The 25,266-nt window shown below is 71.6% G+C and carries 19 protein-coding genes and 1 pseudogene; 4 read left to right on the forward strand and 16 right to left on the reverse strand.

The genetic code is table 11. The features are described 5' to 3' along the window. Positions 1 to 65: 65 nt before the first annotated feature. Positions 66 to 548 (reverse strand): annotated as a pseudogene (locus ACWC5O_RS03585) (MFS transporter); the annotation flags it as partial. 146 nt (positions 549 to 694) lie between these two features. Here ACWC5O_RS03585 and ACWC5O_RS03590 point away from each other — a divergent pair. Then, entirely contained in the window at positions 695 to 1,783 is a 1,089-nt protein-coding gene (locus tag ACWC5O_RS03590; RefSeq protein WP_450584679.1) for an AraC family transcriptional regulator, read from the forward strand. A 102-nt stretch (positions 1,784 to 1,885) separates the two neighbouring features. On the opposite strand, the gene ACWC5O_RS03595 is transcribed toward ACWC5O_RS03590, so the two are convergent. From ACWC5O_RS03595 to ACWC5O_RS03620, 6 genes are read right to left on the reverse strand one after another with little or no spacing between them, the layout of a single operon-like run. After that, positions 1,886 to 3,034 (reverse strand): vWA domain-containing protein, encoded by a 1,149-nt coding sequence (locus ACWC5O_RS03595; protein WP_450584681.1) that lies wholly within the window; start codon positions 3,032 to 3,034, stop codon positions 1,886 to 1,888. Then, entirely contained in the window at positions 3,027 to 3,935 is a 909-nt protein-coding gene (locus ACWC5O_RS03600; RefSeq protein WP_450584683.1) for an AAA family ATPase, read from the reverse strand. Before ACWC5O_RS03600 ends, ACWC5O_RS03595 begins: the two co-directional genes overlap by 8 nt. Continuing rightward, positions 3,928 to 4,854, reverse strand: coding sequence for an XdhC family protein (locus tag ACWC5O_RS03605; RefSeq protein WP_450584685.1), 927 nt, complete (start codon positions 4,852 to 4,854; stop codon positions 3,928 to 3,930). The genes ACWC5O_RS03600 and ACWC5O_RS03605 overlap by 8 nt, the downstream gene beginning before the upstream one ends. A 10-nt stretch (positions 4,855 to 4,864) precedes the next feature. Next, complete coding sequence (locus ACWC5O_RS03610) at positions 4,865 to 7,237, reverse strand: aerobic carbon-monoxide dehydrogenase large subunit (protein ID WP_450584687.1); 2,373 nt, start codon at positions 7,235 to 7,237, stop codon at positions 4,865 to 4,867. Continuing rightward, on the reverse strand, positions 7,234 to 7,776 hold the full coding sequence (locus ACWC5O_RS03615; RefSeq protein WP_450584689.1) for a (2Fe-2S)-binding protein: 543 nt from the start codon (positions 7,774 to 7,776) through the stop codon (positions 7,234 to 7,236). The genes ACWC5O_RS03610 and ACWC5O_RS03615 overlap by 4 nt, the downstream gene beginning before the upstream one ends. A gap of 1 nt (position 7,777) precedes the next feature. Then, positions 7,778 to 8,650, reverse strand: a complete 873-nt coding sequence (locus tag ACWC5O_RS03620) for an FAD binding domain-containing protein (protein ID WP_450584691.1) — start codon at positions 8,648 to 8,650, stop codon at positions 7,778 to 7,780. A gap of 116 nt (positions 8,651 to 8,766) precedes the next feature. Here ACWC5O_RS03620 and ACWC5O_RS03625 point away from each other — a divergent pair, with 116 nt between their 5' ends. Continuing rightward, positions 8,767 to 9,723 (forward strand): LysR family transcriptional regulator, encoded by a 957-nt coding sequence (locus ACWC5O_RS03625; protein ID WP_450584693.1) that lies wholly within the window; start codon positions 8,767 to 8,769, stop codon positions 9,721 to 9,723. Between the two features lie 24 nt (positions 9,724 to 9,747). Here ACWC5O_RS03625 and ACWC5O_RS03630 read toward each other — a convergent pair whose 3' ends face one another. Further along, positions 9,748 to 10,722, reverse strand: a complete 975-nt coding sequence (locus ACWC5O_RS03630) for a 2-hydroxyacid dehydrogenase (protein ID WP_450584695.1) — start codon at positions 10,720 to 10,722, stop codon at positions 9,748 to 9,750. 136 nt (positions 10,723 to 10,858) lie between these two features. Here ACWC5O_RS03630 and ACWC5O_RS03635 point away from each other — a divergent pair, with 136 nt between their 5' ends. Together ACWC5O_RS03635 and ACWC5O_RS03640 are read left to right on the forward strand one after the other, a co-directional pair. Beyond that, positions 10,859 to 11,377: a gluconokinase gene (locus ACWC5O_RS03635; RefSeq protein ID WP_450585067.1), complete on the forward strand. Its 519-nt coding sequence runs from the start codon at positions 10,859 to 10,861 to the stop codon at positions 11,375 to 11,377. Between the two features lie 24 nt (positions 11,378 to 11,401). Further along, complete coding sequence (locus ACWC5O_RS03640; protein WP_450584697.1) at positions 11,402 to 12,352, forward strand: DUF389 domain-containing protein; 951 nt, start codon at positions 11,402 to 11,404, stop codon at positions 12,350 to 12,352. 54 nt (positions 12,353 to 12,406) lie between these two features. Here the strand turns inward: ACWC5O_RS03640 and ACWC5O_RS03645 are convergent, their stop codons facing one another. The 8 genes from ACWC5O_RS03645 to ACWC5O_RS03680 all read right to left on the reverse strand — a co-directional run bounded on the left by ACWC5O_RS03645 (position 12,407) and on the right by ACWC5O_RS03680 (position 25,225). Further along, positions 12,407 to 13,447, reverse strand: coding sequence for a cytochrome d ubiquinol oxidase subunit II (locus ACWC5O_RS03645; protein WP_450584699.1), 1,041 nt, complete (start codon positions 13,445 to 13,447; stop codon positions 12,407 to 12,409). Beyond that, positions 13,444 to 14,928 (reverse strand): cytochrome ubiquinol oxidase subunit I, encoded by a 1,485-nt coding sequence (locus ACWC5O_RS03650; protein WP_450584701.1) that lies wholly within the window; start codon positions 14,926 to 14,928, stop codon positions 13,444 to 13,446. Before ACWC5O_RS03650 ends, ACWC5O_RS03645 begins: the two co-directional genes overlap by 4 nt. A 37-nt stretch (positions 14,929 to 14,965) precedes the next feature. Beyond that, positions 14,966 to 15,805: an SDR family oxidoreductase gene (locus ACWC5O_RS03655; protein WP_450584703.1), complete on the reverse strand. Its 840-nt coding sequence runs from the start codon at positions 15,803 to 15,805 to the stop codon at positions 14,966 to 14,968. Positions 15,806 to 15,967: 162 nt separating this feature from the next. Further along, positions 15,968 to 17,800, reverse strand: a complete 1,833-nt coding sequence (locus ACWC5O_RS03660; protein ID WP_450584704.1) for a glycoside hydrolase family 15 protein — start codon at positions 17,798 to 17,800, stop codon at positions 15,968 to 15,970. A gap of 26 nt (positions 17,801 to 17,826) precedes the next feature. After that, positions 17,827 to 19,245: a DUF2252 domain-containing protein gene (locus ACWC5O_RS03665; protein ID WP_450584706.1), complete on the reverse strand. Its 1,419-nt coding sequence runs from the start codon at positions 19,243 to 19,245 to the stop codon at positions 17,827 to 17,829. Further along, a complete protein-coding gene (locus ACWC5O_RS03670; protein ID WP_450584708.1) occupies positions 19,242 to 20,828 on the reverse strand; it encodes a GMC oxidoreductase in 1,587 nt (528 codons plus the stop codon). Before ACWC5O_RS03670 ends, ACWC5O_RS03665 begins: the two co-directional genes overlap by 4 nt. Before the next feature lie 167 nt (positions 20,829 to 20,995). After that, positions 20,996 to 21,928, reverse strand: coding sequence for a cyclase family protein (locus ACWC5O_RS03675; protein WP_450584710.1), 933 nt, complete (start codon positions 21,926 to 21,928; stop codon positions 20,996 to 20,998). Between the two features lie 81 nt (positions 21,929 to 22,009). Beyond that, entirely contained in the window at positions 22,010 to 25,225 is a 3,216-nt protein-coding gene (locus ACWC5O_RS03680; RefSeq protein ID WP_450584712.1) for a DEAD/DEAH box helicase, read from the reverse strand. Between the last annotated feature and the right edge of the window lie 41 nt (positions 25,226 to 25,266).

The following is a 25,266-nucleotide window of genomic DNA, read 5'->3' on the forward strand; positions in this document are numbered from 1 at the left end:
AGAGCGGCCGCGACGCCCGCTGCGCTCCAGGCAGCGTAGAAGGAGGCGAAGACGCTCCGGCCGTAGTGGCGTTCGACGGCCGCGGCCCGGGTGTTCGCCGACACGTCGATGCAACCCAGCGTTGTGCCGAACAACCCGTAGGACACCGCGACCACGGCCCGGTCGGGAGCCCAGCCGATCAGGAGCAGAGCCGTGGCGGCCGCCACGGCGGCGGCCCGCATGGCGGCGACCAGCCCCAGACGTCGGATCACGGCCAGTCCGGCGAAGCTGCCGACGCCGGCGCTCAATGCGACGGCCACGACGAGCACGGTCATCGTCAGCGGGGAGAACGAGAGACGCTCCTTGACGGCGGGCACCGTGGTGGACACCGCGGCCACCGCTGCTCCCTGGGCGGCGAACACCGTCGCCACGGCCCGTCGGGCCGCCACAAGCGGGCTCCGGGGCACAGATCGTCGCCGAGCCGGGGTCTGAAGAGGTGCAGTCATGGTGAGCCTTCGTCTCTTGCGCTCTCGCGCCGGTGTCCCGTGCGTCACGGACAGCAAGGCAGGTGGGTTTCCGCAAAAGGTAGGGAGGGCGAAAAGGCCGTGTGCAGCGCGCCAGAGGCCGAAAAGGGGGCTCTGGCGGCCACGGCCGCGACAGGCGCGGGCCGGCTGCTTACAGTGAAGCGAGAAACGCCCTGGTGAGAGGGAACGCGATGTCTGATGCTCCCGCTGCGGTCACATCTCCGGGAACGAACCGCAGCACCTCGGCCACCATCGCGCCGAACATCCTCCGCTACCTCGCCCGGGTCGCCGACGAGTACGGCGTCGACCTGCAGCCCCTGCTGACCCGGGTCGGGCTGGACCCGACGGTGATGGCCTCCGCCGCGCTGCGGGTCTCCTACCGGCAGGGCAGCGACGTCATCCGCCAGGCGGTGGCGCTGACCGGGGACGAGCACCTGGGGCTGCGCGTGGGCGCGGCGCAGCACCTGACCGCGTGGGGGCTGCTCGGCTTCGCCATGATGGCCGCCGGCACGCATCAGGAAGCCATCGAGACCGGCGTGCGTTATCAGAACCTTTCCGGGACGATGACGGTGTGGTCGGCCCGCTGGGAGGACGCCGGCTACGTGTTGCGCGCCGATCTGCCAGACCCCGCGCTGGATCCGACGGTCGCCGTCTTCCTGATCGAGGAGGCGTACTCCAGCGTCGTCACCCTCACCCGGCTCAGCGTCGGCGCCGCGTTCGCCCCGCGGGCGGTCGAGTTCGCCTTCCCCGCCCCGCGCGACACGCGCCCGTTCGACGAACTGTTCCGTTGCCCCCTGCGCTTCGACGCCCCCGGCAACGTCATGGTGATCCCCACTCGGTGGGCCTGTGCGGCCATGCCGGGGCGGGACCCCATCACCTACACCTCGGTGCTCGACGTGCTGGAGCGGGAGATGGCGTCACGACGCGACCAGCAGGATCTGCTCGAGGTGCTGGAAATCTCCATCGCGCAGAGCCTTCCGGCCGTCCCCTCGTTCCCCGAGCAGGCCCGCAGACACGCGTCCAGCGAACGCACCCTGCGTCGTCGCCTGGCCGAGTGCGGCACCACGTACGAGTCGATCGTCGACGGGGTACGCCGCGAACAGGTCGAACAACTGCTACGACGACCGGAACTGACTCTCCGTGACATCACACGCCAGGCAGGCTTCGCCGACATGAGTGCACTCCGGCGGGCGGTGCGCCGGTGGCACGGAGTGACCCCGCTCGAGTTGCGCAGCGAACTGCTGGAGCGGGAGGCGCCCACCGGCCGGCCACACGCGTGACGCCGTGGACGCAAACCGACCGGATGCCGACTGTCCTGAACGGTCGGGATCAGCGTACGCAACGGCCCTCGAAGACCGCCGTGACGATCGCCACGGCGGTGGTCATCGGCGGCGGCGCGGGGCGGACAGAGCGGCGGTGAACTCGTCCAGGGCCGCGAGGTTGTGGGCGCTGACGACGGCGTCGCAGTAGGGCAGCGCCGCCGCCATGCCGGCCACGAGCGGACGGTAGCGCGGGCTTGCCGTGCGCGGGTTGACCCATACGACGCGGTAGGCGACCCGGGACAGCCGCGCCATGTGGGTGGCGAGGTCGGCGGGCGCCCCGGTGTCCCAGCCGTCGGAGATGATGGCGACCACGGCGCCGTGCGCCATGCCGCGCCGGCCGAACCGCTCGTTGAACTCCGCCAGGCACTCCGCGATCCGGGTGCCCCCGGACCAGTCGGGGGCCGCCCGTCCGGCCCGTACCAGGGCGTCGTCCGGCCCGGCCCGCCGGAGGACGGGGGTGAGGCGTGTGAGCCGGGTGGCGAAGGTGAAGACCTCGGCGCGGGCGACGCGGGCGGCACAGTAGAGCAGTTGCAGCATCGCGCGAGCATAGGGCTCCATCGATCCGGAGATGTCGCAGAGCACGACGAGGTCGCGGGGGCGGGTGCGGGGCACGAAGCGGCGCAGCCGCAGCGGGTGTCCGCCGGTGCGCCGGCTGTCGGAGAGGGTGCGGCGCACGTCGATGCGCGCACCGTGGTGCGCGGTGCGGTGCCGGCGGGACGGCCGGGTCGGGGTGCGGAGCACGAGGGTGCGCATCACCTCGGAGAGTCGTGCCAGCTCCTCGGCGGACAGGTCCGCGAAGTCGCGGCTCGCGAGACGGTCGAACGGACTGGCGGCGAGGGGTACGGGAGCCTCCCGCGGCTGTGCGTCGGCGTCCCGGCCTCGTCCGTCCGTGACGGCCTTCCGGGTGCCGGGGACACGGCCGGGAACGGCGTTCGGAAGCGATCGGGGCGGGTCGCCGGGGTGCCCGCGTTGTGCTCCACGGTCGGCCGGGCCGCCGAAGACCTCGCGGAAGACCGCGTCGAACGGCTCGATCTGCTCCGGGTCGGACACCAGGGTGGCGAGCGCGCAGTGCCGCAGCTCGCGCGTCGTCGACGGTGCCAGCAGGGTGAGCGCCCGGGCGAAGCTGCGGGTACGGTCGGGGCCCACCGCGATCCCCGCATCCTGCAGGGCGGCGGTGAACGAGGCGGCCAGTTCCGGCAGGTCAGGCATCGGAGCCCGGCTCCGCGTCGACCAGCTCCGCCACTCCCGCCCGGCGCACGGCCTCGAGGTCCTCGGCGTACTTGAGCACTGCCCCCAGGGTGCGGTCGGCGGCGTCGGCGTCGAGAACAGAGAGCCCCAGCGCCTGCAGCGCGCCCGCCCAGTCGATCGCCTCGGCGATGCCGGGCGGCTTGGTGAGCTCCTGCCGGGCGCGCAGGCGCGCCACCCCGTGCGCCACGCGCGCGGCCAGCCACTCGCCCGACCCAGGCACCCGTCTGCGGACGATCGCGGCGACTCGTGCGGTGTCCGGGTAGTCGATCCAGTGGTAGAGGCAGCGGCGTTTGAGCGCGTCGTGCAGGTCCCGGGTGCGGTTGGAGGTCAGTACGGCCACCGGCGGCACCACAGCCGTCCGGGTGCCGAGTTCGGGGATTGTGACCGCGGCATCGGCGAGCAGTTCCAGCAGGAAGGCCTCGAACTCGTCGTCGGCGCGGTCCACCTCGTCGATGAGCAGCACCGCCGGTCGCGGTCCCGGGTGGCAGATCGCGGCGAGCAGGGGCCGGGGCAGCAGGTAGTCCTCGGTGAACAGGTCGGCGTCCCGCAGGGGCTCCCCGCGGGACTCGGCCAGCCGGATGGCCAGGAGCTGCCGTGGATAGTTCCACTCGTAGAGGGCCTCGGCCGAGGACAGTCCCTCGTAGCACTGCAGCCGGATCAGTGAGGTGTCGAGCACGGCGGCGAGCGCGCGGGCCGCCTCGGTCTTGCCTACGCCGGGCTCGCCCTCCAGCAGGATCGGCTGCCGCATGCGCACGGCCAGCAGCAGCGCCGTGGCCAGGGCGTCGTCCGCCAGATAGCCGACGGCGTCCAGACGGGAGCGCAGGGCGGGGACATCGGGTACGAGGGCGTCGAGGTCAGGCATGCGTGTACCGGGAGGGGTCGTCGGCGAAGGCGTGCTGGCACCCCGGCCCGCAGAAGTACACGGTGGTGCCGGCCCGGTCCAGTGAGAGGGTGGCGGGCGTGATCGCCACGGTCATGCCGCACACGGGATCCACGTCCTCGGCCACGGCCCGCGGCGCGACGGTGTCGGCACCGGGGCGCGCGGCTCGGGCCGTCTGCGGCCGCAGGGCGATGATCTCGGCGTACACCGACAGTGCGATCTCCGCCGGGGTCCGGGCGCCGATGTCCAGGCCGGCCGGGGTGTGGACGCGCGCGCGTTGTTCCTCGGTGAGATCCAGCCCGGCGAGCACCGCCGCGCCGCGCTTGGGACTGGCCACCAGCCCGATGTACGGGACCCCGGCGCGGGCGGCCTCGATCAGCACGGTCTCCTCGTCGCGGCCGTGCGTGGCGATGACCACGACGTCCAGATCGGGAGGCAGCGGCTCCCCGGGCGAGGCAGGCCGGGTGTCGAGGCCGAGTACGCGACCGACGTCGAGCAGGGCGCGGGCGATGGGGGCGTGTCCGTAGACGTACGCCAGCGCCGGGGGGAGGTTGGCTTCGAGGAAGATGTCGAGCGTTCCGCCCGACAGGCAGGGGTTGGCCACCGTGACCAGGCCTTCGCCGGGCTCCTGCGCGCCTTCGGGCCCGCTGTCCGCGCCGGGCGTGATCCTCAGCAGCAGCGACTCGCCGGTCTGCAGCACCCGCAGGCCCTGCAGTTGCACCGTCGTCTCGGCGCAGGTGCCGCCGACGAAGCCCTCGACGGTGCCGTCGGGCAGCACCAGCGCGCTGTCCCCGGGCTTGGCGCTCGTGGGCCGTTCCGCGTGGACGACGGTGGCCAGGACGAACGGGGTCCGGCCGTGCCGGAGCACGTCCGCCCGGGTCAGCAGTTCGGTGTTCGTCATCGCGGGCGCCTCAGGTGATCGCCAGGTCCGGGCGCAGCGGCCGGCCCTGCGCGGCCCGCCACACCGCGGCGGGCGTCAGCGGCATGTCGACATGGCGTACGCCGAGCGGCTGCAACGCGTCGACCACGGCGTTGACCACCGCGGCGGGTGAGCCCACCGTGGCGGACTCGCCGACGCCCTTGGCTCCGATGGGGTGGTGCGGGGAGGGGGTGACGGTCTCGCCGAGTTCCCAGGACGGGCACTCGACCGAGGTGGGCAGGAGATAGTCCATGAACGATCCGCCGAGGCAGTTGCCGTCCTCGTCGAAGGCGATCACCTGCATGAGCGCCATGCCGAGGCCGTCGGCGAGTCCGCCGTGCACCTGCCCCTCGACGATCATGGGGTTGATCCGGTTGCCGCAGTCGTCCACGGCGACGAACCGGCGGACCTTCACCTGGCCGGTGTCCGCGTCCACGTCGGCGACGCAGATGTACGCGCCGAAGGGGAAGGTGAGGTTCGGCGGGTTGTAGACGCAGGTCGCGTCCAGGTGGCCCTCGACGCCCTCGGGCAGCTCCAGGGTGGAGTGTGCGGCGAGCGCGATCTCGGCCATGGTCCTGCCCTGGTCGGGGTCGCCCGTGACGTACCAGCGGCCCTTCTCCCATTCCAGGTCGTCCGGGCTCACTTCGAGCATCGCGGAGGCGACGATCTTCGCGCGTTCGCGCACCTTGCGGGCGACCATCGCGGCCGCCGCTCCGGACACCGGCGTCGAGCGGGATCCGTAGGTGCCGAGCCCGAACGGTGTCTGGTCGGTGTCGCCGTGCACCACCTCGACGTCCTCGGGCGGGATACCCAGTTCCTCGGCGACGATCTGCGCGAACGTCGTCTCGTGGCCCTGGCCCTGGGTCTGCGCGGAGATGCGCAGGACCGCCTTGCCGGTCGGGTGGACCCTCAGCTCGGCGCCGTCGGCCATGCCCAGTCCCAGGATGTCCATGTGCCCCCGCGGGCCCGCGCCGACGGCCTCGGTGAAGAAGCTGACCCCGATGCCCATGAGCTCGCCGCGCTCGCGTTTCTCGGCCTGCTCCCGGCGCAGGTCCTCGTAGTGCGCGATGTCCATCGCCAGTCGCAGGGCGCGCGGGTAGTCGCCGGAGTCGTACTCCCATCCGGTCTGCGTCTTGTACGGGAACTGCCCGGGCCGCAGCAGGTTGCGCATCCGCAACTCGGCCGGGTCCATGCCGAGTTCGGCGGCGAGCACGTCGACCATGCGCTCGACCAGGTACACGGCCTCGGTGACGCGGAACGAGCAGGCGTAGGCGACGCCGCCGGGCGCCTTGTTGGTGTAGACGCCGGTCACGGTGCAGTGTGCGGCGGCCAGGTCGTACGAGCCGGTGAACACCCCGAAGAAGCCGGCCGGGAACTGCGTCGGCTGTGCGGTGGCGTTGAACGCGCCGTGATCGGCGGTCACTTGGACGCGCAGGCCCAGGATCTTCCCGTCCTTCGTCGCCGCGATCTCCCCGTGCATGTGGTAGTCGCGGGCGAAGGACGTGCTCATCAGGTTCTCCGAGCGGTCCTCCACCCACTTGACCGGCTTGCCGGTGACGATCGAACCGACGACCGCGCACACATAACCCGGGTAGATGCCGACCTTGTTGCCGAAACCGCCTCCGATGTCCGGGGAGATGATGCGTATCTTGTGCTCCGGGATGCCGGCCACCATCGCGTACAGCGTGCGGTGGGCGTGCGGGGCCTGCGTGGTGGACCACACCGTCAGCTTCCCGGTGATGGCGTCCATGTCCGCGACGGTGCCACAGGTCTCCAGCGGCGCCGGGTGCACCCTCGGATACAGCATGTCCTGCGCCACCACGACCTCGGCGCCCGCGAAGACCTCGTCGGTGCGCTCCTTGTCACCGGCCGACCAGTCGAAGATGTGGTTGTCGCTCTGGTCCTCCTTGTCGTCACGGATCACCGGTGCGTCCGGCTCCATCGCCCGCAGGGCGTCGACGACCGGCGGCAGCGGCTCGTACTCCACATCGATCAGTTCGAGAGCGTCCCGCGCGGCGTAGCGGTCCTCGGCGACGACGAAGGCGACCTCCTGGCCCTGGAAGCGCACCTTGTCGGTGGCCAGCACCGCCTGGGTGTCGTACGAGATCGTGGGCATCCAGGCCAGCCCGAGACCGGCCAGGGTCTCCCCGGTGATCACGGCCTTGACCTTGGGGTGCGCCTCGGCGGCGCTGGTGTCGACCGACACGATCCGGGCGTGCGCCAGCGGGCTGCGCAGAATGGCGCCGTGCAGCATGCCGGGCAGCCGGACGTCGTCGACGTAGGTTCCGTGGCCACGGACGAACCGCGCGTCCTCCTTGCGGGGCATCCGTCCGAAACCGACCGGCCGCTCCTCGGTGGTCGTCATGCCCGCACCTCCTCGCGGCCGGGCGCCGGCTCTTCACGGCCGTGCGCCGGCTCGGTGCCCGCGTCGGCGGTTCCCTGCCCGCCGCCGTGCTCGGCGGCCCAGCGGATGGAGCGCACGATGTTCTCGTAGCCGGTGCAGCGGCACACCTGTCCGGAGATGGCTTCGCGGATGTCCTCCTCGGACGGATCCGCGTCGTGGTCGAGCAGCCAGCGGGCGGTCATCATCATCCCCGGCGTGCAGAAGCCGCACTGCAGCCCGTGGCAGGCGATGAATCCCTTTTGCACCGGGTCGAGTTCGGCCCCGTGCGCCAGACCCTCGACGGTCCGCACCTCATGGCCGTCGGCCATCACCGCGAGCACGGTGCAGGACTTGACCGGCGTCCCGTCCAGCCAGACGGTGCACACCCCGCAGTTGGAGGTGTCGCAGCCCCAGTGGGTGCCGGTGAGCCCGAGTTCGTCGCGCAGGAAGTGCACGAGCAGCAGCCTGGGCTCCACGTCCCTCGTGTGCTGCTCGCCGTTCACGGTCACGGTGATCCGCATGTCAGGCCTCCTGCCCCTGGGCACGCGCGGCGGCGGCGCGCAGCGCCCGCGTGGTGAGCTCTCCGGCCAGATGCCGCTTGTAGTCGACGGGTCCGCGCTGGTCGGCCGTCGGCCTGCACTCCTGCGCGGTGATCCGGCCCGCCTCGGCGAAGGCCTCGTCGTCCGGCCGTCCGCCGCGCAGGAAGTCCTCGGCCTGCTCGGCCACGAACCGTGGGGCACCCACCGCGGTCAGGCCGATCCCGGCCTCGGTGATGACTCCGCCGGAGATCTCCAGCACCGCTCCCGCGGCGACGACCGCCCAGTCGCCGACCCGGCGCTCGACCTTGCGGTAGGCGCTGGCGTGCGAGCGGATGGGCACCCGGATCTCCACCAGAAGCTCCGCCTCGTTCAGCGCGGTCTCGTACGGTCCGAGGAAGAACTTCCTGATCGCGATGGTGCGCCTGCCGCCGGGGCCCTGGGCGACCAGGGTCGCCCGCAGTGCCGAGAACGCCGCGGACAGGTCCTCCGAGGGATCGGCCTGGCACAGCGAGCCGCCCACGGTGCCGCGGTTGCGTACGAGGGGATCGGCGATGACCCGTTCCGCGTCCCGCAGGATGGGGAAGTGCTCGCCGACGACCGGCGAGGCGAGCAGCTCCGCGTGCCGGACCATCGCTCCGACGGCCAGGTCGTGCCCGTCCACCCGGATCAACGCCAGCTCGCCGAGGCCGTTGATGTCGATCAGGGCCTCGGGCTGGGCCAGCCGCAGCTTCATCATCGGCAGCAGGCTGTGTCCGCCCGCCACCACCCGGGCCTCGGGGCCGTACCGTGTGAGCAGCTCGATCGCCTGCTCGAGGCTGGTGGCCCTCTCGTACTGGAATGCCGCCGGAACCTGCATCGGGCCCTCCTGGATCGCTGTGCCCGTTGCTACAGCGATCCTGCGCTCTTCCGTACCTGCCATGCAATGGGTGGATAAGCATTCACTTATCGCCTCAAAGGCGTGAAAATCGGATCGTGACGGTCACGCAGCTCAGCAGCTTCGTGCTGGTTGCCCGGCTCGGTTCGGTGGGCGCCGCGGCGCGGGCCCTGGACGTGAGCGAGTCCGCGGTGTCGCAGGCGCTCGCCTCGCTGCGGACCCACTTCGGCGATCCGCTCATCCGGCGCACCGGCGGCGGTGGGATGCGCCTGACGCCCGCCGGGGCGCGGCTGCTGCCCGTCGCGTCGCGGATGGTCGCGCTGAGCGCGGATGCGGAGGCCGCGGTGCGGGCGGCCCGGGGTGCGCCCGACGAACTGCGGGTCGTCGCCACGAGCACGCTGGCCGAGTTCGTGCTCCCGTCGCTCGTGGAGGCCTTCGCCTGTCGCTCGGGGCGCAGGACCGAGACGTCGTTCGGGGTGGCCACCGGCAACGAGATACGCGTGCTGGTGGAGAACCGGCTGGCCGACGTCGCGCTCGGGCCGTGTCCCGGCGCCGCCCGCAGGGGCGACCTGGTCAGCGAGCCGCTGTTCCGCACCCAGCTGGTCGTGGTGACCGGTGCCAGGTCGCCGCGGCCGCCCGGTCCGCCGCCGCAGTGGTCGTGGCTGGTCGATTCCTCCGGGACCGATCCGGGCGCGGACTCCGGGCGGCTGCTGCGTCGGCTCGGAGTGGCCGAGGGACACGTGTGGGTGTTCCCCAACCAGGCCGCGACCTGGGCGGCCGCCGCCGAGGGCGCGGGGGTGGCACCGGCTCTGGCCCATCTGGTGTCGCCCCGCATCCTCCGTGACGAGCTGCGCGTACTGGGGACCCCGGCCACGCCGTCGGACGCCACGTGGCACGCCACCGTCCTGCAGCCGGAGCATCGTTCCCCGGCCACCGACGCGTTCCTGCACTTCCTGCACACGCCCGCGGCGACCCGCATCATGCGCGCGCCCGGCGCGGGCGTCCCGCCCTCCCGGTTCCGGCCCCCGGTGTACGTCACGCTCTGGGGCGCGTGACAGAGCAGGAGGACACCGGCCGTGTCACGCTCGTCGGTCTCTCCCCTGGTCCTGGGACGCGGCCACTACGTTGGCCAAGGGTTCTCCAGCCGTGTACCGGGCCAGCTGGGCACGGACCAGCGCCAGCGCCCGGGGGCGGAACGCGGAGGTGGTGGCGGCCGCATGAGGGCTGATCAGGGTGTGGGGAGTCGTCCACAGGGGGTGCCCCGGCGGCAGCGGCTCCGGGTCCGTCACATCGAGTGCCGCGCTCAGCCGCCTGCTGCGCAGGGCGCTGACCAGTGCGGTGGTGTCCACCACCGGGCCACGGGCGATGTTGACCAGCAGGGCTCCGTCCCTCATCCGCGCCAGGAACCGCGCGCCGACCAGTCCTCGGGTCGCGTCCGTGAGCGGCACGGTCAGCACCACCACGTCGGCCTGCGGGAGCAGGGACGGCAGCTCGTCCATGGAGTGCACCGGCCCTTGGGGCAGCTGTCGCGCGGTGCGGGCCACGCGCACCACGTTGCACTCGAACGCCGTCAGGCGAGCTTCGACGGCGGCGCCGATGGAGCCGTAGCCGAGCAGCAGAACCGTTCGGTCGGCCAGCGCGGGCCGGAAGCCGGTGGTCCAGGTCTGCGCGTCCTGGGAGCGGACGAAGTCGGGGATGCCACGCAGTGCGGCGAGCGTCAGCGCCACCGCATGTTCGGCCGTGCTCGTCGAGTGGACGTCCCTGGCGTTGCAGAGCGTGACTCCGGCGGGCAGGTGCGGCAGCACGTCGTCGACGCCCGCGCTCAGGGACTGCAACACGCGCAGGGCCGGCAGCGCCGGCAGCAGGGGCAGCGCCGCACTGGTGAAGGTGTACGGGATGACGAAGAACTCGACGGCGCCCAGGGCCCGGCCGCCGGGGGCCCGACCGGTGCCGTTCCACACGAGCGCATCCCATCCGGGAGGAAGACCGCCGAGGTCGGCCGGAGTGAACGGCAGCAGGAGGCGCACCGTGTCCGAGGTCCTGGCGGATGTCATCGGGCGGACTGCCGGCGCGACAGCCGGCTGCGGTCGGGGAACAGAGGTTGGCTCATGCAGCATGCCGTGGAATGACGGGTGATAGTGGATGTGCACCAGTGTTCCACCATCACCTCAGGGAGGCTCGTTGACCGACGTGGCCGGCGGTTCACGCGTGGTGATCGTGATGGGTGTGACGTCGTCCGGCAAGTCCACTGTGGGACGACAGCTCGCGCAACGACTCGGCGTGCCCTTCCTGGAGGGCGACGACCTCCACCCCGCTGCCAACCGCGCCAAGATGGCGTCCGGACACCCCCTCGACGACGCCGACCGGCAGCCCTGGCTGGCGGCTCTCACGGAGTGGATTCGCACGACCGCGGCAGGTGGACACGGGGGTGTGGCCACGTGTTCCGCGCTCAAACGCGCGTACCGGGACCAGTTCCGGCGCACCGGAGCGGACCTGTGGTTCGTCCACCTCGCGCTGCCCCGTGGCGTGGCCGCGGAGCGGATCGTCCGTCGCAAGGGGCACTTCATGCCCCCGCAGTTGCTCGACTCCCAGTACGAGATTCTGGACCCGCTGGAGGCCGACGAGCCGGGCGTCACCATCGACGCGTCCGGCGACCGGGAGCAGGTGCTGGCGGAGGCGCTGCGCGCAGTGGCCGAGCCGCACCGGTAGTTCGCGCCCCCACGGGAGGTTCGGATGGACTTGATCCACTTCCGCATGGTCATGCCGCCCGCGCTCACCCAGCGGGCCGTCGACCTGCTGGCCTCGCACGACCGCGTCCTCAACCTGGTGGTCGTGAAGGCGGCCCACCTCCCGGACGGTGACGCACTCGAGTGCGACGTGGTGAAGGGTGCCGCGAACGGTGTGCTGGACGGCTTGCGCAAGCTGGGGATCGACCGTGCGGGGGCGATCGCCGTCGACGACGTCGACCTGATGTTCTCGCACCGTGCGCAACGGATCGAGGACGACGAGCCGAGCGCGCTCGTCCACGCGCCGCTGTGGGCCGCGGTCGAGGCCCACATCCGGGCCGGAGGCACGTACCCGCCCTCCTTCTACCTGTTCCTGGTCATCGCCGGGCTCATCGGCTCGGTGGGCATCATGACCAATTCGCAGATCCTCATCGTGGCAGCCATGGTGGTCGGCCCCGAATACAACGCGATCACCAGCATCGCCCTCGGGCTCGACCGTGGTAACCGTCGCAGGGTCTGGGAGGGGACACGCGCGCTGACGACCGGCTTCCTGCTGGCCATCGCGGTCACTCTGGTCTTCGCCCTGCTGGCCCGGGCTGCCGACCTGCAGTCCACCGCCTTCGGCCTGGGCCTGCGACCCGTCTCCCACCTCATCGACACACCGGACGTCTTCTCGGTCGTCGTCGCCGTCCTCGCCGGCGTGGTCGGAGTCGTCTCGCTCACGGAGGCACGCACCAGCGCGCTGCTCGGTGTATTCATCTCCGTGACCACGATTCCCGCCGCCTCGGACATCGCCGTCTCGCTCGCCTTCGCCCAATGGCACGAGGCGAGGGGATCGCTGTTCCAGCTCTTGCTCAACGTGGTCGTTCTGGTGGCCGTGGGCGTCATCACCCTGCGCCTGCAGCGACATCTGTGGCGCCGAGCGGCTCGTCGTGCCGCCACGCGACCGCAGCGCTAGCGCCCCGGGCCTGTCACGCCGATCGCCAGGGGAGAACGCCGCCCGCACCCGAGGTCACCCCTCGTCGCCTGCCCCGCCGCGCTGCAGCTCGGCGTCGGTGAGACCCTCCAGCTCACCGTGGGTGTCCAGCCAGTACAGCAGGACGACCGCGGGGAAGACCAGCACGAAGGCGACGAGGGTGACGAGCCCGAGCCAGCGCAGTGTGGTGTGCGCGCCCGCCCCCTCGGCGACGGTGAGTGAGGTCGGGATCAGGTAGGGACGCTGGGCCATGCCCCAGGCGATGACGGCCGACGCCACCACCCCGACGGCCGTGACCCGGGACCAGTCCGCGAAGGGGCGGGTGAGCAGCCACGCGGTGGCGAGGGTGGCCAGTACTGCCACGATCACGAAGACGAGTCCCACGCCGTGGGTGAGCCCGTGCCACACATGAGGGGCGTCCCCGTGCGTGACGACCAGGGTGATCACGGCGAGCACGGCCACGACCGCCAGTGCCGCCAGTGCCCGCCGCCGGAAGTAGCCGTCGAGGTCCGGTGCGGAGAAGCGCCGGGCGTCGGCGGCCAGGAACACGGCCCCGAGCAACGCCGTGGCCGCGATGGCGAGCAGGCCGAAGAGCAGTGAGGTGGGGTTGGCCCAGGCGTCCGTCGACGCCGTCGTAGCCGCGGTCACCCGGCCCGAGGCCACTCCCCCGGCCGCGGCGCCCAGAAAGAACGGTGTAAGCAGCGAGGAGACGGCGAACACGGCACCGTACAGGCGTCGGCCGGCCAGCCTCGTCAGGGGCTTGCGCAGGGCGAAGCCCGCCCCGCGGAGCACGGTGCCGACGGCGGCCAGCGCCAGCGGCAGCCACATCGCCGTGAACACCCGCTGGAAGAACACGGGAAAGCCCGTCCACATGATGACCAGCACGAAGATCAGCCAGACGTTGTTGACCTCCCACACCGGAGCCATCGCGTGGTCGATCAGCCATCGGGGGCGCTTGCCGCGTTCCGCTCCGCCGGCGGTCAGATCCCAGAATCCGGCTCCGTAGTCGGTGCCGCCACCGCAGGCGTACGCGGCGACCCCGAGCAGCAGGACGACGGCGATGACTCCGGCGATCACGTCCGGTCCCCCTTGGACGAGGTGGTCGCGTCGCCTCCGGGTCCGGGCGTGCCCGCGGGCCCGACCGTGGAGCGCGGCCCGTACGGCGTGTCCGTCTCCGGTGCCTCCTTCGGAGCCTGCGGTCCGCCCCGCTCGTCGGCGAGCCGCCAGCGTGCGCCCATCTTCAGCAGCACCACCAGGAACGACCCGAAGACGAAGACGTACACCAGGACGACCAGCCCGAACATGATCCACAAGCTGGTGGAACGCGTCGACGTGACCGCGTCCGCGACGCGCATGTTCTGGTACACGATCCACGGCTGGCGTCCCACCTCGGTGGTGATCCAGCCGCATTCGACGGCGAGGACGGAGGCCGCCCCCGCGCACGCGGCACTGCGGTAGAACCACGGGGAGGCGGGCAGCCGGCGGTGACGCAGCCACACCAGGGCGTACCAGAGCGCGAGCAGGAGCAGCAGCGAGCCGAGGCCGACCATGGCGTCGAACGCGAAGTGGGTGATGGTGGCCTCGGCGGCCGTCGGCCGGTCACTGGCCGGCACCGACGTCAGGCCGGTGACCTTGGTGTCCGGGCGGAAACCGGCGAGGATCGAGTCGAGTTGGGGGATCTTGATGCCGCCGGAGATGGTCCCGTTCGGGTGCAGCCGGCCGAACAGGTACTCCGGTACATGGGTGTCGGTCTTCCAGACGATCTCCATGGCCGCGAACTTCACCGGCTGCTTGTGGAAGACCTGCCGGGCGATGGAGTCGCCGAGCACGAACTGCACCGGTGTGCACACCGCGGCCAGCGTGAAGGGGATCGCGAAACCGAGCCGGTGGTACCGGTCCCGGCGCCCGCGCAACCAGCCGACGGCGTAGACGCCGGCCACGACGTAGCCCGCCGTCACGAACATCGCCATGACGAAGTGCCAGTACTCCGGGCCGAACATGGGTGTGAAGATCGCCTTCCAGATCTTCACGTCGACGGGGTTGCCGGCGGAGTCCAGGGTGAAGCCCCGCGGGGTGTTCATCCACGAGTTGGCGGCCAGGATGCCGAAGGCGCCGAGCAGGGCCGCGAAGGGCAGGGGCAGCCCGAGCAGGAAGTGGGTGCGGGCGGGAAGCCTTCGCCAGCCGTACAGATAGATGGCGATGAGGACGGCCTCCAGGAAGAAGGCCCACGCCTCGACCCCGAACCCGATGCCGAAGACATCGCCCCACCTGCCCATCATGCCCGGCCACAGCAGCCCGAACTCGAAGGACAGCACGGTGCCGGTGACGACGCCGATGGCGAACTGGACCGCCATCACCGCCGACCAGCGGCGCGCCAGCAGCAGGGCGGTCTCGTCGTCGCGGCGCAGCCCGTAGCCGTGCATGATCAGTGTGATCAGCGGCAGGGCCACGCCCAGTGGCACCAGGATGATGTGGGCGGCGAGGGTGAAGGCCATCTGGGATCTGGCCGGGAGCATCTGCGCCGGCGCGTCCGCCAGCAACGTGACCGTGAAGTGCATGGGCGTCTCTCGGTGGGCCGACGGGAACCGGGGTGGGTCAGCCGCCGGTGGCGAAGCCGGGGAACAGGGTCATCCCGCCGTCCACGAAGAGGGTGGCGCCCACGACGTAGTCCATGAGGTCGGAGGCGATGCCGACGACCGCGTGGGCGATGTCCTCGGGATCGCCGATACGGTCGTAGGGGATCAGCCGCAGGAGGTCCTTCCGGGCTTCCGGGGTCTCCCAGGCGCTGCGGTTGATGGGGGTCTTGATGGCCCCGGGGGCGACCGCGTTCACCCGGATCTTCTTCGGGGCGAGTTCCTGGGCGAGGGTCTCCATCATCATCTGGACGCCGCCCTTGGAGGCGGCGTAGTTCACGTGCCCCGCCCACGGGATGATCTGGTGCACCGAACTCATGCAGATGATCTTTCCGGCCGCACGCGAGACCTCGGGCACGACGCCGCGCCGGAGGAACTCCTTCGTCGCCTCGCGCGCGCACAGGAACTGCCCGGTGAGGTTGACGTCCAGCACCTTCTGCCACTGGGCGACGGTCATCTCGGTGAACGGGGCGTCGCGTTGCAGTCCGGCGTTGGCGACCAGGATGTCGATCGTGCCGAACTCCTGGACCATCCGGTCCGTCATCGCCACGACCTGGCCCTCGTCGGACACGTCCGCCTCGTAGGCCGCCGCCCGCACCCCGAGGGCTGTGATCTCCTCGACCACCTGCTCGGCGTCCTCACGCCCGGCCACGTAGTTCACGACCACGTCGGCTCCGGCCCGGCCCAGGGCGACGGCCGTGGCCCGGCCGATCCCGGAGTTGGCGCCGGTGACGAGCGCTTTCTGCCCCTTGAGCAGATCTGTGGGGATCACGTTCTGCGGTGCACCCTCGGCGGCACTCACGATGTCTGTCTCCTCCACTCCGTGTCCCGGATCAGCCGGGCCGTGGCCCGGAGGTTCAGGGCCACACAAACACCGTGGCAAAGGGGCCGCACCGTGAGTGAGTCCGCGTTGGGCTGACCGGCTGAGGATCTTCCCCCGATCAGAGGCGGGCTCGCGGGCGCGTCAGCGGGCCGGGGGTCCCTGCCGGAGCCGGTCGAGCGCGTCGTTGAGCGTCGTGGCGGCCACGATGAGGGACAGATGGGTGAAAGCCTGCGGGAAATTGCCGAGTTGTTCTCCGCTCGGACCTATCTCCTCGGCGAACAGGCCGACGTGGTTCGCGTAGGTCTGCATCTTCTCGAAGGCATAGCGGGCCTCGGCGAGTCGCCCCGAGCGGGCGAGGGCGTCGACGTACAGGAACGTGCAGAGACTGAACGTTCCTTCGGTACCGCGCAGTCCGTCGGGAGACGCCTTGGGGTCGTAGCGGTAGACCAGGCTGTCGGAGACGAGGACACGGTCCATGGCGTCCAGGGTGTCGAGCCAGCCGGGGCTTTGGGGGGAGAGGAATCCGACACGGGGGGCGAGCAGAAGGGACGCGTCCAGTACGTCGCCTCCGTAGTACTGGACGAGGGCGTGCTCCTTCTCGTTCCAGCCGCGTTGCATGACCTGTTCCAGGATCTCGTCCCGGGCGCGTGTCCAGCGCACGGTGTCGGCCGGCCTGCTGAACTCGGCCGCCAGCTTCAGACCACGGTCGAAGGCGGTCCAGCACATCACCCGGCTGTAGGTGAAGTCCTTGCGTCCGCCCCGGGTCTCCCAGATCCCTTCGTCGGGCCGGTCCCAGGAGTCGGCGAGCCAGTCCAAGGTGGCCGCAAGGCCCTTCCACCCGTGATAGCCCACGTGCTCGCCGACCTCACGGCCCTCGGCCAGGGCGTACAGGGCCTCGCCGTAGATGTCGAGCTGCAGCTGGTCGGAGGCGGCGTTGCCGGCCCGGACCGGGCAGGAGCCGCGGTAACCCTCGAAGTGCTCCAGGATCTCCTCCGTCAGCTGAGGGTCACCGTCGACCCGGTACATGATCTGCAGGGGTTCGTCGTCCGGTCCCTCCTGGGCGTGGAGGCGGTCGCCGAGCCAGTGGATGAAGCGGGTCGCCTCCTCCACGAAGCCGAGATCGAGCAGGGCCCGGACCGACAGGGACCCGTCCCGCACCCAGGTGTACCGGTAGTCCCAGTTGCGCTCACCGCCGACCTGCTCGGGCAGCCCCATGGTGGCGGCGGCGACGGGTGCGCCCGTGGGGGCGTAGGTCAGGAGCTTGAGGGTGATGGCGGAGCGGTGCACCATGTCCGTCCAGCGGCCGCGGTAGCGCGAGGTGCTCACCCACTGATGCCAGAAGTTGATGTTGTCCCAGGCGTCTTCGGTGATCCTTTCGATGGTCGGTTGTGGTGGCGCCTGTCCGCCCGGCGGGCACATGGTGAACACCACGGCGGCCGCCTCTCCCGCGTTGAGCGTGCGGGCGCCCCGGACGTCCTGTCCGTCCTGTTCGAGCGGGATGTCGCTCTGAAGGTGGGCGGTCGCGCCCGGGGCGTGGAACGTCGCCCACTCGGGCGTCAGGTCGAGTCGGTGGCCGGCCCGCGCGTAGTCGAACCGCGGCCGGCATGCGAGCTCGAATCGCACGGAGCCGCGCACCGTGCGCGCCACACGCACCAGTTGGTGCCGGTCGGTCGCTTTCGGTTCCGGCTGGACCGGCATGTAGTCGATGATCTCGCCGACTCCGTCGGGTGACATGAAGCGGGTCACCAGGACGGCGGTGTCCGGGTAGTAGAGCTGCTTCCAGGTCCCTTCGGGGTGCTCCGGCGCGAGCAGGAAGTGACCGCCGCCGTCGTGGTCGAGCAGGGCGGCGAAGACACTGGGCGAGTCGAAGCGCGGCGCCGCGAACCAGTCGATCACGCCGTGTGACGACACCAGAGCCGCGGTCTGCAGGTCCCCGATGAGCCCGTGGTCGGCGATGGGCGGGTAGCGATCCATGGCGGTCTCCTTGCTGTGCCCCCTGCTCAGGCCTGTGCCGCCGTGACCCGTCCCGTACGGACGGCGTCGACGAGTGCCTGGTGGTCCCTCTCGTTCTGGTCGGCGTAGAGCTCGGCGAACGTCACGAGCGCCCGGTCGAGGACGTCACCGCTGCCCAGATACGAGGCGATGGCGATCCGGTCGCCCGACCTCGCGTGTGCGCGAGCCAGCGTGGCACCGCACATCTCACCGAAGGCCTGCAGTCCGGGCGGCAGCATGCTCTCGGGCTCGGCGATGCCCTTCCAGTCGCGCAACTGCCGGACGTAGAAGTCCCGTCGGCGGCCGTCGATGCCGTCGGCCCGCTCCCAGCCCAGGAAGATGTCACTCGTGGCCTGCATGAGCCGCTGGCCGGAGACCACGCGCTCGCCCTGCGACCGGAGGCGACTGGCACCGGCGAAGGGTGCCAGCACCGATTCGTCGGCCTCCTTGGCCTGCAGGAACAGCGGGTCCTCGCCGTCCCTGCCGAGCAGCAGCGCGATCCAGCAACGGGTGCCCACGCTGCCGACGCCGACCACCTTGCGGGCCACGTCGACGATCCGGTACTGCTCCAGCAGGAACCGCCGGTCCGACTGCAGAGTCTTCGAATACCGTTCGAGCAGCCGGCGGATCTGTTTCTCCAGCGCGCCGCGCTCGGCGTCCGGAAGCAGGTCCTGGAGCGGCGTGATCAGCGGCGGATCCGGCGCGATGCGGACCTCCCCGTCGACGACGCGGGTGAGCTTGCGGTAAGCCTGGAGGCTGTCCCGGGTGCGTGCCTTCGCCACCGCCTCCGACCAGATGCCGCGGGCCCGCGCGCTCATGTCCTGGACGAACCGGGACTGCACCCCGTGCTCCTCGAACTGGGCGTACCACAAGGGAAGATTGCCCATCGCGGCGAACTCCCGCATCCACTCGCGGTAGGACCGCACCGTCGCCCGTACGACGCGGGCGCGCTCCTCCACGCTGAAGCCGTTGGCCCGGCCCGCGATGACGAAGCTGGCGGACAGCCGCTTGAGGTCCCACTCCCACGGGCCGGGCAGTGTCTCGTCGAAGTCGTTGATGTCGAACATCAGGCGGCGCTCGGGCGAGGCCAGCAGCCGGAAGTTCAGCAGGTGCGCGTCACCGCACAGCTGCACCGTGATCCCGGACCGCGGAGTGCCGGCCAGGTCCCCGGCCATGATGGCGGCGGCCCCTCGGTAGAAGCGGAAAGGTGACTCGGTCATCCTTCCGTAGCGGATCGGTACGAGCTCGGGCACCCGCTTCGCCGACTGCGCCTCGATGACGTCCACCGGGTCGGGCCGCTTCTTTGTGGGGGCGAACTCGGCGTGGCTGGAGCGGGGTGCGCAGGAACGGGCCGCCTTGCCGAGTGCCGCTCGTTCCTGTGGCGTACGGTGCCGGGTGCTGCCGTCGGCCGGGGGGTGGGAGGTCATTGCAGCCGCTCCGCGATGTGGTCGCCGACCCGCAGGGCGTTGGCTATGGCGGTCAGCGAGGGGTTGACCGCTCCGATGCTCGGGAAGAAGCTCGTGTCGACGACGTAGAGGTTGTCGACGTCGTGGGCCTTGCAGTTGACGTCCAGGGCCGAACTGGCGGGGTCGCTGCCGAAGCGGACCGTGCCCGCCTGGTGCGCCGTTGCACCGATGGGCATGCCCTTGTGCAGGTAGATGCTGTGCGGCAGCAGATGATGTTCGTGCATGTCCAAGTGGCCGAGAAGACCCTGCAGTTTGTGCCGCAGGCGCTCCAGCCCGGCGATGTTGTTCTTCTCGTCGAGGGCCAGGTGGATCCCGTCGTCCCGGTCCAGGGTGACGCGGTTCTCGGCGACCGGCAGATCCTCCCCGCACAGCCAGAAGTCGACCGCGTGGTGGGCCAGCACCTCGAACGGCATGTCCGGGGCGACCGCCCCGGCCCAGCGGGGCGCTTCGCCGTGGATCTGCTCGGAGTCGGACTTGCCGAGCATCTGGATCCCGCCCAGGGGGTAGTCCCAGTCGTCGGATCCCAGGTACCAGTCGTGCAGCGCCAGAGTCTTCTGGAACTTGGTGTCGTTCGGTTCCCGGGACACGGCCATGAGGGCCATGTTGTTGTGCCGCATGTAGTACCGGCCCACGACGTCCGAGCTGTTGGCCAGGCCCTGCGGATGCCGGTCGTCGGCCGAACGCAGCAGCAGGACGGCGGAGTTGACGGCGCCGCAGGCCACGACCACGATGTCGGCGCTGAACTCCACGGTGGCGGGCTCTTCGTCCCCCACGGTGGCGACGACCTTGGTGACACTCCGGCCGGTCGCGTCCGTCTCGAGGCGCCGTACGTCCGCGTGGGTGACCATCTCGACGTTGGCCTGTTCCAGGGCGGGGTCGACGCAGATGACCTGGGCGTCGGACTTCGCGCCGACCAGGCAGGGGAAGCCGTCGACGCGGTCGCAGCGGATGCAGACGCTGGTGTGGACGGCCCGGCCCCGGTCGTCCTGGGTGAGATTCACGCCGATCGGGAGGTGGAAGGGGTGCAGCCCCTGCTTCTCCAGGTCGTGGCTGAGCTGCTCGATGCGGGGCTCGTGCTGGACCGGCGGGTAGGCGTACTGAGCGCTGGTGGGCCCCTCGGTGGGGTCCTCGCCGTGCCGGCCGTGCACGAGGTAGAGGTGTTCGGCCCGTGTGTAGTAGGGCTCGAAGTCCTCGTAGCGCAGCGGCCAGGCGGGCGAGATGCCGTCGTGATGGCGGATCTCGCCGAAGTCCTCCGGGCGCATGCGGAAGAGTGCGGCGCCGTAGAACTTGGTGTTGCCGCCCACGTAGTAGTTGACCTCGGGCGGAAATGTGTTGCCGTTCTTGTCGAACCAGAACTCCGGAGCACGGTACTTGCCTTTGACGAAGACCGCGGTCGAGTCCCAGTTGTCACGTTCGCGGGGCAGATAGCCGCCGCGTTCCAGAAGGAGGATCCGTTTTCCCGTCCCCGCCAGCCGGTGGGCGATGGTGCCACCGCCCGCACCGGTGCCGATGACAATGACGTCGTAGTGCTGCCCTTCGGTCATGCAGGCCACCGCCCTCGGAGCCTTGTCCGGTCCTGCCCGGGGTGAAGGAGAAATTCACCCCAGCCGTCGTCCCGCCCCGCTCACCAACGTAGCTCCGGGTGATCTACCCGGCGAGTTGGGCTGTTCGGGTGAGCCGGGGCGCGGTGGATCACCGAGGCGGGCGCCCGTCACAGGATCGCGAGCGGATTGACCGGGGAACCGGTGGCCGAGGGCAGCCGGAGCGGGGCGATCACGCAGAGGAAGGACCAGCGGCCCTGCCGGGCGCAGACCGGCGCGAGGTCCTCGAGCCGCAGGTAGTCGAGCAGATGCAGGCCCATCGCGTGGACGGCGAGCACATGCACCGGGTACGCGACCCCCTGCACGGCGCTGGGGCCCGTGTCGTTGTTGCCGTCGCTCCCGAGCACGGACACCTCCCGCTCGGCCAGGAACTCCATGGCGGCCGGATGGAGCCCGGCGCGAGCGCCGGACACGTCCCAGGGACCGAGTTCCTCGCGCCGCAGGCGGTGTCCGACGCGCACGAGGAGAATGTCGCCCCGGCCCACTCGAACCCCCTGCTCGGCCTCCGCGGCGGCGAGGTCTTCGGCGGTCACGTTCGACCCCGGTTCGAGCCAGGGGACGCCGTGCAGCCGGGGGATGTCGAGGAGAACCCCACGGCCGACGATGCCGTCGCGGGCCAGATCGACGGACAGGGCGCCGGCGCCGTCCGGTGAGAGCACGTCCGCCGCAGGCAGACCGCCGTGCAGCGTGCCGTCGTAGAGGACGTGGCACAGAGCGTCGAGGTGGCAGTTCACGTCACCGTGAATGTTCATGGCGATACGGTCGCGCGCGAAATCCAGGCCGCTCGCACGAGGGCGGCCGCCTTCCGGAGCGATGAGCCGGTGCTCGGCCGGTTCGGCGTCGTCCGGTGCGACACGCGTGTTCACGGGTGCCGCGAGCGACACCGCACGTCCGGACCGCACCTCACGGACGGCCGCCAGCACCTGCGCCTCGGTGATCGTCTCCAGGGCGCCCCGGCCCGCGCCGCCGCCGGGCGCCGTGTCCCTCGAGCGCCGGTACAGCGACCGGAAGTCGGCCTCGCTCATCGCCTGGGACGTCCGCATGTCCCCACCATCCGGCAGCAGCCGGAGTCCCGCACACCGAGTCGCCACAGTCGTAACACGGGCGCAGTGGGTGCGGCCGCCTCATGCCCCGTCCCCGGTCGCGTTGTAGGCCGCGAGCCAGCCGGCGGCCAGGTGGTCGCCGCGAGTGAAGACCGCAGCGCCGCGCCGGCCCGCCGAGGGGTCGTCGGGGGCGGCGGGCGGGTGGTCCAGCCGGGCCGGGGTGCCGTCCGACGCGTAGCGGACCGTCGTCGCGCCGTCCCAGAGGCAGATCACCGCGCCGTGCGGGGCCGTCACCTGCACGGAGCCGGAGTGCGGAGTGAGGACGGCGCCGGTGGCCCGCTGCTTCAGCAGTGCCTGGTAGCGCCCCGGCGCAAGCGCGCTGTCGCGCGGCGGGGTGGTGCCCGTCCAGTCCGGGGCGCCGACACCGCGGTCCCGCGCCGCCCGCCACATCCGCGGTACGAGGCGGGGGGCGAGCTGCGGTGTGGCCATGCGCCCGCACATCCACAGCAGCCGCCCGGCCCCGCGCCCCGGCCCCAGCGTGCGCCAGCGGATGCGTTCGGCCAGGTCCGCGGCCACGACGGCCGCCCAGGGGTGGACGGTGCCCAGTTCACCCTGGGCGCCCAGCCAGGCCAGGTAGCGCTGGGCCTCGTCCAGGACGCCGGTCAGGCTGTCGGCCGGGATGCCGAGCACGTAGCCGCCGCGCGTGGCGAACGCCTGCGGGCTGGAGGCCACCAGCAGCAGGACCGCGTAGGCCAGTTCCCCGGGAAGCAGCCCCTCGTCCTGGTCCGGCTGCTCCTGGTCCTGCTCCAGCTGCTCCACCCGGCCCTGGTGGCGCAGCACCCGCCGCAGCGTCGCGCGCGCCCGGTCGCTGAAGGCCGCGTCCGCCAGGTCGGGGAGCTGCATGGTAAGCAGCCTCGTCAGCAGCTGCTCGGCCTGGTCGGCGTCCTCCGGTACGGGCAACCTACCGACCCCTTCGGCCAGTTCGTACGCCGACTCGGCGTCGACCATGAACCGGCTGGTCAGGATGCCCAGTTCGGTCGCCTGCAGGAACTCCTGGCCCTGCGGCCCGCGGGCGGAGCGCAGGAGGCCGGCCTCCGCCAGGTAGAGCGCGGCGTCGTGGAGCGGTTCCACGCTGTCGTGCCCCTGATGGAAGGCGAACGTCCCGGTCCACCAGTCCTCGGCCTCCTCCAGCGACTCCACCCGTCCCTGCACCACCTCGGCGAGCAGGTGGTTGGGCAGCCGGTCGCCGATCCGCGAGCGCACGGTGTATCCGGCGGTCAGGCGGGCCTGCCACTGCGGGCGCTCCGTGTCGTCCGCCAGCAGAAAGGCCCAGCCCTCCCGTTCCCCCGCGCCGACCCGCCCGGCACGGCCGAACATCTGCTGCACCATGGACACCTCGATCCGGGCCTGGCCGAGCCGGACGTCGCGCACGATCACGGCGCGGGCGGGGAGGTTCACCCCGGCGGCCACGGTGGAGGTCGCCACGAGGACGTCGGTCTCGCGGGCCCGGAACGCCCGCTCGGCCTCGCGCTTGAACGGCCAGTCGCGGTAGTGCAGCCCCACGCCGGCCTTGCCGCACAGCCGCTCGACGAGTTCCGTGTCGTCCGCGTCGACGCCGCGCGTCGGCACGCCCCGGTCCGCGGCGAGGGCGAGGGCCGTCGCGCGCACCCCTCGCTTGCTGCTGCAGAAGACGAGCACGCTGCCGCCCTCGTCGGTGACGGCCCGGGCCAGCTGCACGGCCGCGGCGGTGCGGGCCACGGCGGCCCGCGTCGAGCGTTCGCCGTCCCGCGGCGCGGGGAGCAGAGGGATCTGCCAGGTCAGCCGGGTGGGCCGCCATGCGGTACGGATCAGCCGGGCGCCCAGCCACTCGGCGACCTCGGCGGCGTTGGCCACGGTCGCCGACAGTCCCACGATGCGCGTCTGGGCGCTGTCCTCGCGCACCCGGGTGAGCACGGCCTCCAGCACGGCACCGCGTCCCGGATCGCCGAGCAGGTGGATCTCGTCGACGACCAGACAACCGACCTCGGCGAGGGCGCCGCCCAGCGAACCGTTCCGGCAGATCGCCTCGAACTTCTCGGTGGTGGCGACCCAGACGTCGGCCTCGCGGATGAGGTCGACGTCGACGGCGTACTCCCCCGTGAGCCGGACGACCGTGAGCCCGTGCCGCCGCCAGATCTCCAGTTCGCGGTCGAGTTCGTCGGTCAGCGACCGCTGGGGCACCAGCCAGGCCGCCTTGCGGCCGGCGGCGTGGGCCCGCAGCGCGGCGACCATGCCGATGGGCGTCTTGCCCGCGCCGGTCGGGGCGACGACGATCAGGTGGTCGTCGCCCTCCATCACCGCGGGGACGGCGTCGGCCTGGGCCGGGTTGAAGGTGGGGTGCGGCAGCAGGCGGGTCCAGTCCTCCGGGACGAGGTCGGTCACCGGCACGTACGGGACGCCGTCGGCGTCCGGAACGTCCTCCAGGGCGTCCCACTGGGCCTCGAACGCGTCCCGGGCCGCATGGGCGCCGGGCCCGGCGACGGGCGCGGGCGGCATCGCGGAGCCCGTGGCGAACGTACGCGCGGGGTGGGCCGTCAGCCCGGTGGCGGAGCCGACGTCGGAGACCGTGCCGACCTGTTCGTTCTCCGTCCAGTGCCGGACGACACGGAAGGGTACGCCCCGGTCGGCGAGGTGGCCGCGCAGGTCGGCGAAGGCGGGGCCGTCGGGGAGGATGACCCGGACGTCGTCGGCCGCCGCCAGCGCCCCTTCGGGGGGCCGCCACGCCGGGTCGGTCACCTTGCACCACAGCAGCCGGCGCTTCTCGCTGCCCGTCGGCACCGGCAGGTCGGCGGGCCACGCGGGGCGCGAGGAGGCGTGGCTGGGGGTGATGGTGACGCCGGGCTCCGTGGGGCAGGGCCCGAGGAGCAGGGACGACACCCGCGCCGCCGTCGTCGGCCGCGACACCCGCAGCCGTGGGGCCGCCGGCTTCTTCGCCTCCGGCGTGGACTTCGCCTGTGCCCCGGGCCGGGCGGCGAGCTTGTCGTAGGTCTTCACACCGAGGTCGGCGAGAGTGTAGGCGGCGGGGCAGACCGGGCAGACCACGGCCACATAGCGGTAGACGCGCCCGCCCGACTCGTACGGCCTGCGCAGCGCGTGCATCCTGCCGTCGCACTCGGGACAGGGCCGCGGCACCTCCTCCTCGTAGCTCCACCCCGGTTCGGTGAAGCGGGCGATGAGGCCGTCGCCGCCCAGCTTGACGCCCCAGCGCTCGCGCACGACCTCCACCACCGTCTGGCCGAGCTCGGCCGCGTCCCCCACGAGTCCCCCCTTGTCCGGCCGGTCGGCTTCGGCTTCGGCTT

The sequence above is a fragment of the Streptomyces sp. NPDC001450 genome, from assembly GCF_053597295.1.

Coding starts and splice junctions, on each gene's coding strand:
- ACWC5O_RS03590 (WP_450584679.1), top strand. CDS start 695: ATGTCTGATGCTCCCGCTGCGGTCACATCTCCGGGAACGAACCGCAGC.
- ACWC5O_RS03595 (WP_450584681.1), bottom strand. CDS start 3,034: ATGCCTGACCTGCCGGAACTGGCCGCCTCGTTCACCGCCGCCCTGCAG.
- ACWC5O_RS03600 (WP_450584683.1), bottom strand. CDS start 3,935: ATGCCTGACCTCGACGCCCTCGTACCCGATGTCCCCGCCCTGCGCTCC.
- ACWC5O_RS03605 (WP_450584685.1), bottom strand. CDS start 4,854: ATGACGAACACCGAACTGCTGACCCGGGCGGACGTGCTCCGGCACGGC.
- ACWC5O_RS03610 (WP_450584687.1), bottom strand. CDS start 7,237: ATGACGACCACCGAGGAGCGGCCGGTCGGTTTCGGACGGATGCCCCGC.
- ACWC5O_RS03615 (WP_450584689.1), bottom strand. CDS start 7,776: ATGCGGATCACCGTGACCGTGAACGGCGAGCAGCACACGAGGGACGTG.
- ACWC5O_RS03620 (WP_450584691.1), bottom strand. CDS start 8,650: ATGCAGGTTCCGGCGGCATTCCAGTACGAGAGGGCCACCAGCCTCGAG.
- ACWC5O_RS03630 (WP_450584695.1), bottom strand. CDS start 10,722: ATGACATCCGCCAGGACCTCGGACACGGTGCGCCTCCTGCTGCCGTTC.
- ACWC5O_RS03640 (WP_450584697.1), top strand. CDS start 11,402: ATGGACTTGATCCACTTCCGCATGGTCATGCCGCCCGCGCTCACCCAG.
- ACWC5O_RS03650 (WP_450584701.1), bottom strand. CDS start 14,928: ATGCACTTCACGGTCACGTTGCTGGCGGACGCGCCGGCGCAGATGCTC.
- ACWC5O_RS03660 (WP_450584704.1), bottom strand. CDS start 17,800: ATGGATCGCTACCCGCCCATCGCCGACCACGGGCTCATCGGGGACCTG.
- ACWC5O_RS03665 (WP_450584706.1), bottom strand. CDS start 19,245: ATGACCTCCCACCCCCCGGCCGACGGCAGCACCCGGCACCGTACGCCA.
- ACWC5O_RS03670 (WP_450584708.1), bottom strand. CDS start 20,828: ATGACCGAAGGGCAGCACTACGACGTCATTGTCATCGGCACCGGTGCG.
- ACWC5O_RS03675 (WP_450584710.1), bottom strand. CDS start 21,928: ATGCGGACGTCCCAGGCGATGAGCGAGGCCGACTTCCGGTCGCTGTAC.